Source organism: Microbacterium sp. Root166 (assembly GCF_001427145.1).
In the GTDB taxonomy this organism is placed as follows: domain Bacteria; phylum Actinomycetota; class Actinomycetes; order Actinomycetales; family Microbacteriaceae; genus Microbacterium.
Genome location: NZ_LMGL01000001.1, coordinates 1636154 through 1649799, shown reverse-complemented (window position 1 = coordinate 1649799; position 13646 = coordinate 1636154). Strand labels below are relative to the sequence as shown.

The window sequence follows — 13646 nt, the reverse complement described above, 5'->3', positions numbered from 1 at the left end:
GTCTCCCGAGCACGTTCAACCCGTCGGGATCAGCCTGCGACAGTGACCCGCACAGCTACCAAGGCAGAAGAGCGAAAGATTGCACCTGCAATCTTCGCGAGAAGTGGAGGTTGAAGGATGACGATCGAACCGTCGCCACGAACATCAGAAATTGCGGGTACTTCCGCTGACGGCGGAGCATTTCGGGCGCTGACAGACGCCCGGGACAAGCTTATATCGATGCGCGACTCCCTGCCGGGTGCAGTGTCAGCATTCAAGTGGCCCGACGTCGGCGCTAACTTCAACTGGGGCATCGAGTGGTTCGACCGCATCGCTCGAGCGAACCACCGGGACGCACTGATCATCGTCGAAGAGGATGGCACACGGGTGACCCGCACATTCGACGAGATGGCGGTGCGTTCTGACCAGCTCGGGACGTGGCTTAACAACCTTGGCGTCACACGGGGCGACGCAGTCATGGTCATGCTTGGCAACCAGGTTGAACTATGGGAGAGCATGCTCGCTCTCATCAAGATCGGCGCGATCATCCTGCCCACGACGATCGCCCTCGGTAGCAGCGAGTTGACCGAGCGGATCGACCGCGCATCAGTGCGATGGGTCATCGCCGGTCACTCCGACGTGCAGAAGTTCGCCACTGTGCCTCACCCATTCACCGGCGTCCAGGTCGGCGGCGATGCTGGTGCATCTGACTCGATGGCCCGGTGGGCGAGATACGACGACGCATTCAGCGACGACCGGGGACCGCTACGACACCCGGGAACACGGTCTGACGATGCGCTCCTGCACTACTTCACGTCTGGGACCACCAGCCGCCCGAAACTTGTCGAGCACACCCACGTGTCCTACCCGGTGGGACACCTGACGACGATGTACTGGCTGGGTCTTCGTCCCGGTGATATCCACCTTGCAATCAGCTCTCCGGGGTGGGCCAAGCACGCGTGGAGCTGTTTCTTCGCCCCATGGCTCGCTGAAGCCACCGTTTTCGTCTATAACTATGGGCGTTTCGATGCGGCGGCGCTGCTGCATGCAATCCGTAGCGAGCAGGTCACTTCCTTCTGCGCTCCGCCGACAGTGTGGCGCATGCTGATACAAGCCGACCTTTCCAATGGTGCCGGCGCGCTGCGCGAGATCATCTCTGCCGGAGAGCCGCTAAACCCAGAGGTCATCAATCAAGTTCGCTCCCACTGGGGCCTGACCATTCGCGACGGGTACGGCCAGACCGAGATGACGGCCATCGTCGCAAACTCACCCGGCCAGCAAGTCACCGACGGATCCATGGGCCGGCCTCTTCCCGGGTGCCCCGTTATCCTGGTCGACCCGATCACCAACGTGTCTGCAGACGAGGGCGAGATCTGCCTCGATCTGACCGAGCGGCCGCTCAACCTGATGACTGGATACGTTGGCGACCCGGAGCGGAACGCAGAGTCCACCGCGGGCGGACGCTTCCACACGGGCGACATCGCTTCCCGCGACAAAGCCGGCTACCTCACCTACATTGGCCGATCAGATGACGTCTTCAAGTCGTCCGACTTCAAGATCAGCCCTTTCGAATTGGAGAGCGTCCTCGTCGCGCACCCCGCCGTCGTCGAAGCGGCCGTCGTCCCGGCGCCCGATGACCTCCGCCTGTCCGTCCCCAAGGCGTACGTCGTCCTCACCGCAGGCACCCAGCCCAGCCCGGAGGTTGCTGAGTCGATCCTGGCGTTCGCCCGCGAGCACCTCGCACCATTTCAGCGCATTCGCCGCATCGAGTTCGCCAACCTTCCCAAGACAATCTCCGGAAAGATTCGACGCGTTGAGCTCCGACAGCGAGAAGAGCGGATCGCAGCCGGCAATGAGAGCTGTGTCGAGTGGCGCGACGACCAATTTCCTACCTTGCGAACCACCACAATCAGCACGCGGCGAGACTGATCCACGACAACACCCCTCCCGTGCGTTGGTCCGGAACCGGATGACCCTACCGAATGGGGCCACAGCCCTAGAGTTGCGGTCCGGACTGGAACAGCTCGCCGAACGCATCGAGCTGGGGGACGAGCGCCGACGCCTCGATGGAGTCACAGCAAGGGCTGCCCCCCGCGACACCGGAGCCGCGCACGTACGTAAACGAAGGTTTGTGAGACGGCCGCTCCGACGAAACAATCGACATCGCCATTGCTGTACATAGCCGTGTACAAAATCTACGTATCACGAGGAACGTTTGCGTTACGGTGTGCTCATGGCAAAGGTGGGATACGCGCGAGTGTCCACTCGGGACCAGAACCCCGATGCTCAGACCGATGCGCTCACTGCAGCAGGATGCATCGAGGTGTTCGTTGATAGGGCGGACTTCTACGGGCGCCAGGTGCAGGGCTCGGACGTCGTGGAGCTCGCCCGCCCCGATCTGCGTCATGCAGTCGGCCCCCGCCTGGTCGCCGCGAGGCGCACGCGGTGCCGTCCGGATCTTATGGACCTGATGTAGCCGCCACGCTCAGCTTCTTCAAGCTCGCCGCACTGTCGCCATGATGGGACGCAACACCTCGACCCAGGCGCGGTATCCCGCGCCGGTCAGGTGAAGATCATCCATTGTGTAGTTCCGTTTCAGTGCGCCATCGACACCCTCGAGGGCAGGCCATAGGTCGATGTACTGGACTCCTGTCCGCCGAGCGACTTGACTCACGGCGGCGTTCAAGCGCAGGACCGTTTGCCGCCATCTCGGACCTCGAGGCATGACACTTTGGACGTGGATCGGAGCGCCCGGAGCTAGCTCCTTCACGCGCTCGATGATCTTCTCGACGTTCTCCGTGATGGACTCAATGGAGTATCCGAGCGTTAGGTCGTTGGTGCCAATCAGGAGGAACACGGCGGCCGGGTCGTAGGCCACACTGTCGATTCGTTCCAGCACTTGGGCTGCGGTCTCGCCGCCGATCCCGCGGTTGACGACATGGTATTCAGGGAGCCATTCGTCCCACATACCGCCTTCAGTGATGCTGTCGCCGAGTAGAACTATGCTCCTCGGCGGTGGAGTGAGAATCTCGAACTGACTGCGGCGGGAGCGTTGAGCCTTTCCAAGCTTCTTCTCGGTCACGTAGAGGGCAGCTCGAAGCCGGAGGCTCTGTCGCTTCTTGGGCATGTCAGTTCACGGATCCGAGCCGTTGACGTTCAATCTTCGACCGCGTTTCGGCGGGCGACAGTACCGAGCCAATCCAAACTCGGCTTCGGACGTCGCTCGAACGACTCTCGGTCGACGGCCACCAAACCGAACGTTGGGCCCCAGTGGCCCCACTCGAAGTTGTCCAGAAGGCTCCAGTGCAAGTAGCCGCGGACGTCAGCACCGTCCGCGATGGCCGCTGCCAGGTCGCGGAGCGCCGTCGTCGTGTAGGCGATACGTCGCTCGTCGTCGTCCGTAGCGATACCGTTCTCGGTGACGAGGATCGGTACGTCCCCGCCGAGGACGTCATGAGTGTGGCGAACCGCGATCCCGAGCGCATCGGGGCGGTATGCCCAACCCATCAGCGTGTTGTCGTCAGCCGGCGGGTGCGGCACGATGCCGTCGGCGTCCACCGGCTGGCTCGTGTAGGACTGGACGCCGACGAAGTCATCGTCCCTCGAGACTTCGAGGTACTTGTCCTCGATGAGGTATTGCACCTCGGCGAACTTCTCTTCGTTGCCAGAGGTGGCGGTGAGCGCTTGGTTCGCCACCGTCCAGCCAACTTTCGCGTCCGTGAGCCGGCGTACGACGGGAGCGGCTGCCCGGTGCGCGGCGATGAGCGCGTCGCCGATCTCCTGGTCGGGCAGCGCGTTCTGCGGGTATGGGTTACCCATAGCCACCTGACGCTGGCCGCCGTGGGTGATGGCGAGCACATTCGGCTCGTTGATGGTGATGATCCAGCGCACGTCGTGGAGGATTGTGCAGGCCTGCTCGACGTACTGAACGAACGCGTCGACGGCACCGTCCCACAGCCAGGCTCCACGGTCGTCGAACCACAGGGGGTGGGTGAAATGGTGAATGGTGACGATGGGATCGAGACCGAGCTCACGCGCGGTCTCGATCATGCGTCGGTAGTGGCCCAGTTCCGCGCGGGAGAACTTGCCGGGAAGGGGTTCGATGCGTGACCATTCCAGGCTGAACCGGTAGGCGGTGAAGCCGCGGTCGGAGAGCAGCTGCATGTCTTCGCGGTATCGGTGGTAGCTGTCGAGTGCATCACCGCTGGGCTGCACCCCGTAGTCGGCAGCCACCTGCTCGAGTCGCCACCAGTCGTTGTTGAGGTTGTTGCCCTCTACCTGGTGCGCAGCCGTCGCTGCGCCCCAGAGGAAGCCGTCAGGAAAGGAACTCATGTTGTACCCGTCTTCTCGTTCGGCGGTCAGAGGACCGATGCCATCTGCTTGGCGATGAGATTGGTTGTCCAGCGTGGTGCGACTCGCACGAGTCGGTCCAACAGCTTGGCGTCATTACCGACCATGATCCGGAACTTCCCGCGCTCGATGCCTGAGACGATGGCGATCCCCGCGTTCCGCGGGGTCGTCGCGCGCACCTTGCGTCCGCCGCTGTCAATCATTGCGACGCCCGAGTTCTTGCTGATCTCGGTGGAGATGTTCCCGGGATAGATGGCGCTCACCTGCACGGCAGAACCACGCAACTCCTGATAAAGACCCTCGGTGTACTGCTTGACAGCTCCCTTACTCGCACCGTAAACGGTCTGTCCCGCGAACGCGACGAGAGCGGAAAGGCTCGACATGTTGGTGACGGACGACTCCGGGCGCTCGAGCAGTGCCGGCAGGAACGCCTGACACATGTTGACAGTCCCCCAGTAATTCACCTTGAACACCCGCTCCTGCTCTTCGCGGGTGAGTTCTGCAGACGGCACGAAGCGGTGGATGATCCCGGCGATGTTCACGAGCCCGTCCAGCTGCCCGTGCGCCTCTTCGATGAGCCCGGGAAGCGCCACGACGCCTTCGGCGTCCGTCACATCTGCGCGGTGCGTACTGACGCGGCCTGGGGCGATGGACAGCTCCGCAGTCCGCTCCAGTGCCTCTTCGCTCAGATCGATGGCCGCGACCTTCGCGCCCTTCCTGACAAGCTCCAGAGCGACTTCACGCCCCATTCCGTTGCCGGCGCCGGTAACGGCGAAGACTTTTCCTTCGAGGTTCAATTGTGGGCTCCGGTCTATTGATCAGCGAGTCTGGTCGGCGATTGCTTCGAGGACGTCGAGAGGTATGGGCAGTCCCGAGATGCGGACGAACTGGCGCATGGTCATGGACCGCACCTGCGCCAACTGCTCCGCGCTGATCTCCGCTGACGCGAACCCGAGAGTCTGATTGGTCTTCTCGCCGACGACGGGGTGGTCGAGCCATGCCGCGATAGGGCTGTCCAGCGTGATCGCGGCAGCGACGCGGTCGCCGGACAGTTCAATGGTCTTCTCTGCTACCACGGTCGCGGCGTCATCAGCCAACTGAATGACGTACTCACCGGGCTTGACAGTCCAGTCGTCAAGTCCGATATCCCAGTATGCGAACGCGCGACGGTCGAGCTCCAGTCGCAGTTCGGTCGACTCGCCGGGCGCGAGCGTCACCTTTCCAAACGCTCTCAGCTCGCGCAACGGACGGCGCACGTCCCCGGCCTGCGTCGAGACATACAGCTGGACCACGTGAGCGCCGTCGCGCCGCCCGGAGTTGCGGACGGTGACGGTGGCGACGGCCGAGTCGTCGCCGGTGATTTCGACGCCTGCCAGCGCGGTTTCGAAAGAGGTGTACGACAGCCCGTATCCGAACGGGTAACGCACCGGGGCACCAGCGGTGGAGAAGTACCGATACCCAACGAGGACCCCCTCGCCATAACGCACATGGCCCTGCTCGCCAGGGAAGTTCAGCCAGGATGGGTGATCCTCGAGCCGCAGCGGGATGGTCTCCGCGAGCCGCCCGGACGGAGTCGCCTCGCCAGTGAGGAGGCGGGCAATTGCACGGCCGCCCCCCTGACCGAGCACGAAGGCGTCCAGGATCGCGTCGACATCGTCGTGCCAACCCTCGAGGCTGACAACCCCGCCGTGCGAGAGGACGACAACGGTGCGCTGAGCAGCGGACGCGACGCGGTGGATGAGATCGACCTGGTTTGCGGGGAGATCCAGCGTGTCCCGGTCGAATCCTTCCGATTCCTGGTCTTCGCCAAGACCGGCGAAGACCACGGCAACATCTGCGCGACGCGCGACCGCTGCGGCCTCGTCGGCGAGCTGGTCGTCGTCAGCACCATCGAGTCGGTAGCCGGGGGCGTAGGTAACGGTCGAGCCACCGGACTCGACGATGGTCCGCAGCTCGGCCAGCGGCTCATCCACCCGCGTCGCATTGACGTGGGCACTCCCACCTCCCTGGTACCGCGGTTGCGTTGCGAGAACCCCGACGACCGCGACATCAACTCCTGCGGGAAGGGGCAAGACCTGATGCTCGTTCCGCAGGAGCACCGGGCAGCCCTCGGCCAGCTCCTGAGCGAGCGCGTGGTGCGCCGCCTCATCGACGTAGACGGGCTCGGGGCGAGGTGTGAGCGCGAGAGCAGTCAAACGAGCGACAGCTGCGTCGACGATGCTCGGGTCAAGCACTCCGCCCTCCACCGCGGCGCGAAGTTGCATGACGCGTCCCGACTCGGCTGGCATTTCGAGGTCGAGTCCGGCTTGGACGGCGGCGACGGGATCCGTTACCGAGCTCCAGTCGGACATGACCACGCCGTCGAAATCCCACTCCTCCCGCAGGACCTTCGTCAGCAGCCACGGGTTCGCCCAGGTGTGAACGCCGTTGATCTTGTTGTACGACGCCATCACCGTGCGCGGCCGCGCTTCCCTCACGACGCGCTCGAACGCGGGCAGGTAGATCTCCCGCAGCGTGCGCTCGTCGACGTCGGAGCTGATGGTCTGCCGGTTCGTCTCCTGATTGTTCGCAGCGAAATGCTTCACAGAGACAGACGGACCCTCCGCTTGAAGAGCGGCGGTGAATGCCGCACCGAGCACTCCGGAAACGAGCGGGTCCTCCGAGTGGTACTCGAAGTTGCGACCGCACAGCGGGCTGCGCTTGATGTTCACTCCCGGGCCAAGGACCACGTCGACCTGCTGGGCCACGGCCTCGCGTCCAAGCGCGGCCCCCAACCGAGCGGCGAGCCCTACATCCCAGCTGCAGCCGATGGCCACGCCCGGAGGGAAGCAAGTAGCGGGATCACTGGCGAAGATGGCGAGATTGTCGTGCTGTCCCGACTGATGGCGCAGGCCGTACGGGCCGTCGGCGAGAGTCAACGAACGAATGCCGGCTGACGGCACCGAGTGCGTTTCCCAGAAGCTCTCCCCTGAGAGCATTGCGAGCTTGTCATTCAGATCGATGTCGATGGCGGTGTCGGACATGGTGTCTCCAGGTGGTGCGGCGTCGGTGTCAGGCGTCGCGCGGTGTCACTGCGTGTGCGGATTCGGTTGGCACTGCGAGAATGTCGGCTATCGCTTCGCCGCGCCTGCGCGAGCGTGCGAGTACGCGCACGATTCCGGCATCTCCCGTGGAGCGCAGGATCGCAAGCGCACGTCCGCGGTAGGTGCTCGTGCTCGAGGACAGGAATGAAGTTTCAGGCGCCGGGTTCGCCGTGCCGAGGCCGATGAGTTCTGCCGGGCCCGTGACCTCGACCTCGATGGTGTCTTCGTTCAGCATCTCGACGACCCCATCATTGTCAGTCAGTTCAAGGTGCACGAATGCGAGGTCGTCGCCGTCAGCGCTGAGCACATCGGATTCGGGCCGCACGTTGATGTTCAGCTCGTCGGCGGCGGATCGCAATTCGCTGCGTCCCACTTCTTCGCCGGCGCGGTACGCGATAGCCAGTAGTACGCCGGGCCGCCACCGGACGTGGAAGTCGGCTCTGTAGTGATTCTTCTCCCCGGCGCCACGGCGGCCGACGGAACGTCCGTTCAACACCAGCTCGACCTCGTCGGCCGCACTGTAGACGCTGACCTCGGCGCGCTTTCCCTCGCTGCCACGCCACGCCCAGCTTTCGACGGCGTCTGTGATCCGCCAGGCCGAACGAACGTATGGGCGGCCCACGCGATCAAGGGGCCGCACCGTGATGGCGGGCTCGTCAAGCACTCCCCACGCCGCCTGGGCCAAGCGGAGAGAGGCGTCCGGGCGTCCGGTGAGGTCGAACATGCCTGGGCCTGCGATGACGTATGGGTAGGGCTTCGCGAGGCCGGCCTTCTTCCCCGGCACCCAAACTGCGACGCCAGCCTCCCCGAGATACTCCCAGCCGGCCCAAACGAAGTCTCCGATGACGGCGGGGATGTCTTGAACGAGACGCCAGGCCTTCGCGACGTCGCCGGGGAGAGTCTCCGAGCCCAAGATGACCCGGTGCGGGTAGCGGCGTACATCTCCCTTGTAGCGGGCGAGGCCGTAGTTGTATCCGGCGACGTCGACCGTGGCGAACGCGTCACGAGACGCCCTGTCGGCACGGGGAAGGCGGGAGACAACGCTCATCATGCGACCGATGTGGTTGATCATCACATTCGCCTCGGTGCTGCCCGCCATCGCTGGTTCAGGGCCATCGCCGTCTACCGCGTACGGTGAGGCGTTCATCGCAACCATCGCGTTGAGGAAAAGGTTGATGGCCAGCGTTACAGGCCGGGTCGGGTCGGCGTCGTGGAAGTGCTCGGTGATCTCGCGCGAGAGTTCTACACCGGCGGCTGTCGCCGTCTCCGGAATCTCGTTGCCCGAGGCGTACATGATGACGCTTGCATAGTTCCGGTCCTTCGCGATGAGCGCGTCGGCATCGCTCCGCCAGGTGTCCCGGAAGCGGTCGGAGTGGTCGAACTGCGTCTTCCGAGCAAACCAGTAGTCCGCAAGTTCGTCGACGACGTACATGCCCAGCTCATCGCAGGCATCGAGCATGTCGCGGGAAAGCGGGTTGTGGGCGCTGCGTATCGCGTTGAAGCCGGCCTCTTTCAGCAAGCGGACGCGGCGGAACTCTGCCGCCCGGTGGGTGGCCGCACCCAGAAGCCCGTTGTCGTGGTGAATGCACGCGCCTGCCAGAAGCACGCGTCGCCCGTTCACCCGCAAACCCTGCTGCGCATCGACAGTAACCGTGCGAAGGCCGACAGGTGCCCTCCACGTGTCGAGAACCTCTTCGTCCGAGGTGGCCGTCACCCGCAGGTCATAGCGGAAGGGATCGTCGGCGGTCCAGGGGCGCGGGTTGACGACGTCGAGTGCAATCGTCCCGCTAGCCGCGGCGACCCTTCCACTCGCAACCAAGACGCCGTCGGCGTAGAGCTGCGCATCGACGGTCGTCTCCCCCGCGACGGGACCCGACAGGCGCACGTCAACGGAGACGCTGGCGCGCGAGGACTCCAGGTGCGTCGTGCGCACGCGGACGGAGTCACGTCCGAAGTGGACAGGTGGTCGCACAAGCACCCGCACCCGCCGGTAGAGGCCGGAGCCCGGATACCAGCGTTCGGAGGGCTGTTCAACGTGGCGGACGTGCACTCGGATGTCGTTGGCCACGCCGCGCAGCACGGCGTCACTGACATCGACCTCGCTCTCGGTGTAACCGCTGCGGACCGACCCGACGTACTGTCCATTCACCCGCACTTCGGCGTCACCCTGCACGCCCTCAAAGACGAGAGCAATCTGGCCCTGACCTGCAGGCGCGTCCCACGAGGTGCAGTACTCGTAATCGCCGCCGAGGAACCATCCTGACTCGGCACCGCCGGGGGCCTCCGGGTGTCGGCCAGCCCGCAGCATGGCATCGTCCGGAAGACGCACCTTCACCTCAGCAGCGTCTTCGGAGCGGACGACCCACCCAGACAGAGTGATGTCGGTCGTCGCAAGCGCGGGGCGCATCAGAGTCATCGTCGTCCTCAAGTTCCAAGCCAGACGGAAAGCCGCCTTCATCCCATGGAAACACAACAATTGACGCGTGTCAAAAGCTGGAGGGGCGCCCAACCCGAATCGCGAGAACGAGAACTAGTCGTGGATTGACGCGCAACAACTTTGCGTCGCTTCACCATAGACTTACGGCGGCGACAGGAGGAGCCGAGGATGACGAATAGCGCCGATGTCGCCGCAAAGGCTGGCGTGTCCCGCTCGACCGTGAGCCAGATCCTGAACGGTCACGGTCACAGGTTCAAGCCCGATATGGTCGACCACGTTCAGAAGGTTGCCAGGGACCTCGGTTACCGCCCCTCCATGGCGGGCCGCGCCCTCGCACGGGGGACGAGCGACGTCGTCATCACTCTGCTGCCAAACATCTCGCTCGGGCCACGCCTGCGTGAACTCATCGACCGCGTCACCGAGGAACTCGCTGAAGCTGGAAAGACCAACCTGATCCGACTCTCCTCGGGCGATGCGCAAATCGACGAAGCAGTCCTCGCCCTGCGGCCGGCCGGACTCTGGAGCCCTGCCCCGCTTACTCCGGACCAGCATGCGCGTCTGGGGAAGCTCGGAGTCGTAGTTGTCGACCAACCGCGCGAATTGCAGTCGAGAATCGACCACGAGGTCGGCGCCATCCAGGCGCAGCATCTCATCGAGCGCGGCTACTCTGCCATCGCCGTGGCGCTCCCGGAGGATCTCCGCGAACAACCCTTCGCCCTCGCACGCGAGCAAGGTGCCCTGCACGCCGCCCGCGCAGCCGGCGTGCAGACTTTGCCCACGTTGCGCCTGACGCTCGAGCGCAACAGCAGCGCGTCCACGGCTCGGCTGTTGCCTGAATCCGAGGTCGGCGTCGCGGCATACAACGACGATGCGGCGATGGCCATCCTGGCCGCCGCGCGGCATGCGGGACGGGACGTTCCCCGCGACATCGGAATCATCGGCGTCGACAATACGTCGGCGTCCGGCGTGACCGAACCGTCACTGACCACTATCGACTTCGACGTGCGCTTCAGCGCCCACGAGATTGTGCGCGGACTGCTGCACGGGGCTCAAACGATGCCCGCAGACGCGTTCGGCGCCGTGCGGTCATTGGTGTCAATTGTGGAAGGCGGGAGCACCGCGCGGGGTCGAGCGCACGTGCGCTCGACCCGCCCCATTCTTCGTCAATGCTGATTCACACTGGCCAGGAGCGTCGCCGGCAAGTCCGCCGGCAACGCGCCCTGGCTGTACATTACGAGCTGGTCGAGGGTGAGTCCGACTGCCTGGGCGAGCGCATCCTCGTCCGCGCCGCCGAGTGCTGACGAGAGCACGGTGCGTCCATGAGGATGCTCGAGCCAGTCGCCGATGGTGCTCTCCGAGGTGAGTGGGGCGACCGCCGGTGCGCCCCCGACCATCTCTCCGGGAGCGATGTCAGGCATGTCGGCGCCGGGTGTCACAGTGCTCCAGAGTGCGCGGTTATGCGCGCATCGATGCAACCCGCCGACCAATTCCACTCGGCCGCGCAGAGGGGTTACAGCCGATGACCCTCCAATGAACAGTCGCACAGCCCCGGGCTCGACTAACCAGCCGTCGCGGCGGTCCCAGAGTGCGAACATCTCCGAGGGAATCTCCGCAAGAACGCTCTGCTCCTCGCCTGCAGCCAGCATGAGGCGCTTGAAGCCGAGCAGCACCCGGGTGCGGCGAACGGTGCGTCCAACCAGGTCGCGGCCGTAGACCTGAACGACCTCGTCGCCGGCGCGCTCTGAGGTGTTCTTGACGGTAAAGGTCGCACGGATCACACCGTCAGTCCCAACCTCGGGCGTCTGGAGCTGCAAGTCGCTGTACTCGAACTGGCTGTAGCTGAGCCCATGACCGAAGGGGAACAGGGCGCCGGCAGAGCCGTCGACATAGCTGTCTGACGCCTGCAACGTCCGCCAATACGGGACGGGGGCCGATCCGACGTTCTCAAGCATCGCGATGGGGAGGCGTCCAGCCGGATTCACGTCGCCGAAGAGCACTGCCGCCGTGGCCGCACCCGCTTCCTCGCCGCCCAGCCAGGCCGACACGATTGCGGGAGCCCGGTCGGCGAGCCAACGAAGGATGTACGGTCGCGCGTGGCTCAAGACGACGATAGTCGGCGTGCCGGTGTCGAGGACCGCTTCCACGAGTTCCCTTTGGACGCCAGGCAGCTCACACGTGGCGCTGTCGAGCCCCTCGCCGACAGTTCCGAACCCGTTGATTCCCGCCTGGTCACCCACCACCAGTACCGCAACCTCGGCCCGACGTGCAGCCTCCACAGCGGCGGGAATACCAGAGCGGTCGATCCTTTCGACCGGGCAGCCCGCCTCGTAGAGAACGTCGGCATCGTCTCCGAGCCGGTCGCGAATGCCTTCCAGGAACGTCACAAGCGGAACTGTCTCAACGAGCAATGTGGCGTCGTCGGCGCCGGTTCTTCCCCGCAGCTCTTCGACATCTTCAAGCCGCGCCTGGGGGTTGGCGGCGAGGGCGAACCGCTTGGTCATGCTGTCGAGCACCTGATACGCGTAGTGCCCGAGCTGTCCGAGCGGCCGGTCGGCATTCGGGCCAATGACCGCTACGGTGCCGGGCGCGGAGGACAGCGGCAGGAGGGGCGTGCCGTCGACGGGGTCGTTCTTGAGCAGAACGATGGACTCCTCGGCGACACGCCGGGCCAGCGACCGCGCCGCGGGTGAGTCAAGAGTTTCCGGCACGGAATCGATGTCGATGTAGGGATTCTCGAACAGCCCAAGTCGGAACTTTGCGCGCAGGATCGCGGCCACAGCGCGGTCCAGTTCGACCTCGCTGAGCAGGCCGGTCTGAACAGCCTCCACCACCCGGTCGGTCGAGACGCGGTTATCGAGATCGATGTCTACGCCCGCGCGGATCGCGTCAGCGAACGCCGCGACGAAGGATGCGCTCACGCCGTGCTTGGTGTGGAGCTGGCCGATGGCGTCGAGGTCGGAGATGACTAGGCCATCGAATCCGTAGTCACCTCGGAGCAGGTCATCGAGAAGCTCGGGTGATCCGGTGACGGGAACGCCGTCCAGATCGTTGTACGACGGCATGATGCCGTTGGCGCCACCATCGCGGATTGCCATCTCGAACGGGACACCGTAGAACTCTCGAAGCAGTCGATCTCCCACCTGCGCCGGCTCGGTGTTGCGTCCACCGTCGCTGGCGCCGTAGGCCACGAAGTGCTTCAGCGCGGCGATGACGGGAGCATCCGGGTTCGAGTTCTGGAGGCCGCGGACGAATGCTGACGCGGTCGCGCCGACGAGATAGGGGTCCTCACCGTAGGTCTCGCCGACCCGTCCCCAGCGCGGGTCCCGTGCCACGTCGGCGAGCGGGGAGAGGGCCATGCGCGCTCCGAGCGTGGTCATCTGTGCGCCGATTTCCGCGCCCATCTCGGCGATGAGGTCGGGATCCCAGGTCGCGGCTTGCGCGATGGCGTCGGGGAATGTGGTGGCGCCCTGCACTTTGAATCCGAGTAGCGCTTCTTCAGCGAGCAGAACGGGGATTCCGAGACGGGTGTCCTCGATGTGTTTGCGCTGCAGTTCGTTGACCCGCGCGGCGGCTTCACGCGGGGGCAGGTTGAGCGCGGCAATGGCTGCCGTCGCTGTCCCCCATCCGAGTGCTGGCGGCTGGTGCGCGTCGACTGCGGTACCGAACGGGGAAGCAGTCTGCGCAGCTTTTTCTTCAAGGGTCATTCGGTCGAGGAGGTCCCGGACTCGTACGCCTACGGGCTGAGTCGGATCGAGGTAGGGACGGTATTCGTCGTTCATGGGCGGTCCGTTCGTGTT

The 13646-nt window shown here is 64.7% G+C and carries 9 protein-coding genes; 3 read left to right on the top strand and 6 right to left on the bottom strand.

The genetic code is table 11. The annotated features are described in order from the left end of the window. The first annotated feature begins 117 nt into the window (after positions 1-117). Both ASD56_RS07460 and ASD56_RS16485 read left to right on the top strand, forming a co-directional pair. On the top strand, positions 118-1908 hold the full coding sequence (locus tag ASD56_RS07460) for an AMP-binding protein (RefSeq protein WP_082541305.1): 1791 nt from the start codon (positions 118-120) through the stop codon (positions 1906-1908). A gap of 304 nt (positions 1909-2212) precedes the next feature. Then, on the top strand, positions 2213-2455 hold the full coding sequence (locus tag ASD56_RS16485; RefSeq protein ID WP_235565556.1) for a recombinase family protein: 243 nt from the start codon (positions 2213-2215) through the stop codon (positions 2453-2455). A gap of 18 nt (positions 2456-2473) precedes the next feature. Here the strand turns inward: ASD56_RS16485 and ASD56_RS07455 are convergent, their stop codons facing one another. From ASD56_RS07455 to ASD56_RS07435, 5 genes are all read right to left on the bottom strand, one after another. Further along, positions 2474-3061, bottom strand: coding sequence for a GDSL-type esterase/lipase family protein (locus ASD56_RS07455; protein ID WP_235565554.1), 588 nt, complete (start codon positions 3059-3061; stop codon positions 2474-2476). Positions 3062-3135: 74 nt separating this feature from the next. Further along, on the bottom strand, positions 3136-4311 hold the full coding sequence (locus ASD56_RS07450; protein WP_055963152.1) for a glycoside hydrolase family 1 protein: 1176 nt from the start codon (positions 4309-4311) through the stop codon (positions 3136-3138). Between the two features lie 26 nt (positions 4312-4337). Further along, positions 4338-5126 carry an SDR family NAD(P)-dependent oxidoreductase gene (locus tag ASD56_RS07445; RefSeq protein ID WP_055963149.1) on the bottom strand — a complete coding sequence of 263 codons (789 nt, stop codon included), beginning with the start codon at positions 5124-5126 and terminating at the stop codon, positions 4338-4340. A gap of 21 nt (positions 5127-5147) precedes the next feature. Then, on the bottom strand, positions 5148-7352 hold the full coding sequence (locus ASD56_RS07440; RefSeq protein WP_055963147.1) for a beta-glucosidase family protein: 2205 nt from the start codon (positions 7350-7352) through the stop codon (positions 5148-5150). Positions 7353-7380: 28 nt separating this feature from the next. Then, positions 7381-9828, bottom strand: coding sequence for a glycoside hydrolase family 2 TIM barrel-domain containing protein (locus ASD56_RS07435; protein WP_235565553.1), 2448 nt, complete (start codon positions 9826-9828; stop codon positions 7381-7383). A 189-nt stretch (positions 9829-10017) separates the two neighbouring features. Between ASD56_RS07435 and ASD56_RS07430 the strand changes: the two genes are divergently transcribed. Next, positions 10018-11022 carry a LacI family DNA-binding transcriptional regulator gene (locus tag ASD56_RS07430; RefSeq protein ID WP_055963141.1) on the top strand — a complete coding sequence of 335 codons (1005 nt, stop codon included), beginning with the start codon at positions 10018-10020 and terminating at the stop codon, positions 11020-11022. Here ASD56_RS07430 and ASD56_RS07425 read toward each other — a convergent pair. Beyond that, positions 11013-13628 (bottom strand): glycoside hydrolase family 3 N-terminal domain-containing protein, encoded by a 2616-nt coding sequence (locus ASD56_RS07425; RefSeq protein WP_082541303.1) that lies wholly within the window; start codon positions 13626-13628, stop codon positions 11013-11015. The two genes, ASD56_RS07430 and ASD56_RS07425, sit on opposite strands and share 10 nt — an antisense overlap. Positions 13629-13646 lie beyond the last annotated feature (18 nt).

Coding starts and splice junctions, on each gene's coding strand:
- ASD56_RS07435 (WP_235565553.1), bottom strand. CDS start 9,828: ATGACTCTGATGCGCCCCGCGCTTGCGACGACCGACATCACTCTGTCT.
- ASD56_RS16485 (WP_235565556.1), top strand. CDS start 2,213: ATGGCAAAGGTGGGATACGCGCGAGTGTCCACTCGGGACCAGAACCCC.
- ASD56_RS07430 (WP_055963141.1), top strand. CDS start 10,018: ATGACGAATAGCGCCGATGTCGCCGCAAAGGCTGGCGTGTCCCGCTCG.
- ASD56_RS07450 (WP_055963152.1), bottom strand. CDS start 4,311: ATGAGTTCCTTTCCTGACGGCTTCCTCTGGGGCGCAGCGACGGCTGCG.
- ASD56_RS07425 (WP_082541303.1), bottom strand. CDS start 13,628: ATGAACGACGAATACCGTCCCTACCTCGATCCGACTCAGCCCGTAGGC.
- ASD56_RS07440 (WP_055963147.1), bottom strand. CDS start 7,352: ATGTCCGACACCGCCATCGACATCGATCTGAATGACAAGCTCGCAATG.
- ASD56_RS07460 (WP_082541305.1), top strand. CDS start 118: ATGACGATCGAACCGTCGCCACGAACATCAGAAATTGCGGGTACTTCC.